The sequence below is a fragment of the Motilibacter deserti genome, from assembly GCF_011250635.1.
GTDB classification, from domain to species: Bacteria; Actinomycetota; Actinomycetes; order Motilibacterales; family Motilibacteraceae; genus Motilibacter_A; species Motilibacter_A deserti.
Genome location: NZ_JAANNP010000173.1, coordinates 1 through 2,929 on the forward strand (window position 1 = coordinate 1; position 2,929 = coordinate 2,929).

The 2,929-nt window shown below is 74.3% G+C and carries 3 protein-coding genes; 1 reads left to right on the forward strand and 2 read right to left on the reverse strand.

What is annotated here, in order from left to right; all coding sequences use genetic code 11:
- A partial coding sequence (locus G9H71_RS21950; RefSeq protein WP_166284892.1) for a hypothetical protein occupies positions 1–784 on the reverse strand: 784 nt, incomplete at its 3' end.
- On the reverse strand, positions 781–1,974 hold the full coding sequence (locus G9H71_RS21955) for a glycosyltransferase (protein ID WP_166284893.1): 1,194 nt from the start codon (positions 1,972–1,974) through the stop codon (positions 781–783). The genes G9H71_RS21955 and G9H71_RS21950, both read right to left, overlap by 4 nt.
- A gap of 84 nt (positions 1,975–2,058) precedes the next feature.
- Here G9H71_RS21955 and G9H71_RS21960 point away from each other — a divergent pair.
- Positions 2,059–2,929 (forward strand): GDP-L-fucose synthase family protein (locus tag G9H71_RS21960; RefSeq protein ID WP_166284894.1); only part of this gene is annotated, 871 nt, incomplete at its 3' end.

The window sequence follows — 2,929 nt, forward strand, 5'->3', positions numbered from 1 at the left end:
CGGCCACGACGACGACCGCGCCGGCCGCCAGGTAGGCCGGCCGCACCCGCATCAGCTGGCGGGCGTCCACCAGGAGGACGACGACCACGGCCGCCAGCAGGGCGAGGAGCCCGGCCCGGTTCGCCAGCTGCAGGACGACGGGCACCGTCAGGAGCGCGAGCAGGCCGGCCGCCAGCCGGGGCACGATCCGCGAGGCGGTGAGCGCGGCGTGCAGGCAGACCGCGGCGAGCAGGCCCAGGGCGGCCCCGTCGAAGTCCTGCCGGAGCTCTAGCACGTGCACCCGCCCGCCCAGCAGGGGCAGCTGCTCCGGCACGTCCGGCCAGGCCACCACGGCGGCCACCCACACCAGGTGCAGCACGAGCCCGCCGGTCACGACCCACGCCGTACGCCGCCACGCCGCCGGCCCCACCCGCACGAGGGCGGTGAGGGCGAGCACGGCGTAGGCGTAGGGCGCGAGGTCGCGCAGGGAGGTGGTGTCGACCGCGCCGCTGAGGACGAAGCGGACGCCGGCCCAGACGAGCAGCGCGGCGACCGGGAGCAGTGCGAGCAGCCGCTCGCGGGTCACGACGATGTGCGCCCGGTGGCGGACGACGACCCAGGCCGCGGTGGCCACGATGCCGAGGTCCGTGACGTAGACCCCGCGCTCGGGCCAGCCCAGGTAGCTGCCCCAGCGCCCGGTGCAGAGCAGGTAGGTGATGAGCAGCGTGCCCGGGACGAGGAGCGGGCCGTCGGTGCCGGGGCTCGCGGAGCGGGCGCCCGGGCGGGCCGGAGCGGTCAGGCTCACGAGGCGCCCCGGTGCGCACCGGGCAGGGCCGCGCGGCCGGCCAGCTCTGCATAGACATCGGTCAACTGCGTGATGACGGCATCGGGGCTGTACGCGGTGGCGTAGTGCTCACGGGCCGCCGCGCCCTTGCGCGCGGCCTCGGCCACGTCCAGGCCGGCGAGCGCGTCGGCCCACGCCGCCGGCTCGGGCGCCACCTGCCACGACCGGTCCGGGCCGAGGAAGTCGGCCAACCCGCCGGCCCCGGTCGAGATCACCGGACGGCTGCGCGAGTAGGCCTCCAGCGCGACGAGGCCGAAGGGCTCCGCCCACACCGACGGGATGACGACGGCGGCCGCGCGGCGGATGACGGCGTCGACCCCGGTGGCGTCGAGCTGGCCGGCCACCACGAGGTCGCTGCGCCGGGCCGCGACCTCGCGCGCCGCGGTCTCGAGCGGCCCGGACCCGGCGAGCGTCAGCGTGCCCTGCGCTCCGTCGGGGAGGTGCTGCCAGGCGTCGAGCAGCAGCCGGACGCCCTTCTCCTCGGTCATGCGGCCGACGAACACCACGTCCCGGGTGGTCGGCGGCGACGACGGGCCGGGGTCGGGCAGGGCGTTCGGCTTGACGGTCAGCCGCTCGGCGGGGAAGCCGCTCGCGAGCAGCTCACGGCGTACGGAGTCGGAGACGGCGAGGAAGCGGTCGATGCGGCGGTAGGAGCCGCGATGGGCGACGAGCGCCCCGGCCGCCGCCGCCGACTGCGCGCGCGAGCCGCGGTAGCAGCCGTGCACGACGCCGGGCCACGGCGCGCGCCCCTGGCAGTCGTGGCACGGGTGGCCGTCCCGGAAGAACGAGCCGCGGATGCAGGTGTGCCGCGCGTTGTGCACGGACATCACCACCGGCACGCCGCGCCGCTTGGCGGCGTCGACGACCGACATGGAGATGAGCGGGTTCGGGTTGTGCAGATGCAGGACGTCGGGACGGGAGGCGTCGATGAGGCCCTCGACCGCGCGCACGTCCTCGCCGGAGCGGAACGGGCGCAGCGGGAGCAGCGCCTTCTGGCGGGCGGTGAAGCCGTCGATCTCGTCACTCGAGCGCACGTGGGTCACGACCTCCACGCCTGCTGCGCGCAGCAGCCCGATCTCCGTCTCGACCGCGAGGTTCTCCCCCGAGGGGGAGTCCGAGCGGTAGAGGTTGTGGGCCACCAGCACCTTCACCCCGTCACGGTACCGACCGGGAGCACGGCACACGGGCCGAAGGTAGCCTGAAGCCCGGTCTGGACCATCACGACAGGAGCAGCGATGCCCGAGCTTCCGCTCGACGCCAAGGTCTACGTCGCCGGACATCGCGGGCTCGCGGGCTCGGCGATCTGGCGTCAGCTCGAGGCGCGCGGGTTCACCCGGCTCCTCGGTCGCCGGTCCTCCGAGCTCGACCTGCGCGACCGGGCCGCCGTCGACGAGTTCTTCGCTGCGGAGCGCCCCGACGTGGTGGTCGTGGCGGCCGCCAAGGTCGGCGGGATCGTCGCCAACAACACCTACCCGGCCGACTTCCTGTCCGACAACCTGCGCATCCAGGTCAACGTCATGGACGCGGCGGCCCGCGTCGGGGTGGGCCGCCTGCTCTTCCTCGGGTCCAGCTGCATCTACCCGAAGTTCGCCGAGCAGCCGATCCGCGAGGACAGCTTGCTGACCGGCAAGCTCGAGCCCACGAACGACGCCTACGCGATCGCGAAGATCGCCGGGATCATGCAGGTCCAGGCGCTGCGCCGGCAGTACGGCCTGCCCTACATCTCCGCGATGCCGACGAACCTCTACGGCCCGAACGACAACTTCGACCTGGAGAAGAGCCACGTCCTGCCGGCGCTGATCCGCCGCTTCCACGAGGCCAAGCTGGCCGGGGCGCCCGCGGTGCAGCTTTGGGGCACCGGGACGCCGCGCCGGGAGTTCCTGCACGTCGAAGACCTCGCGCGCGCGTGCGTGGCGCTGCTCGAGCGCTACGACGACCCCGAGACGATCAACATCGGCGTCGGCGAGGACGTCACGATCCGCGAGCTGGCCGAGACGGTGGCCGGCGTCGTCGGCTACCAGGGGGAACTCGAGTTCGACACCTCGCGACCGGACGGTACGCCGCGCAAGCTGCTCGACGTCTCGCGCATCTCCGCCCTCGGCTGGA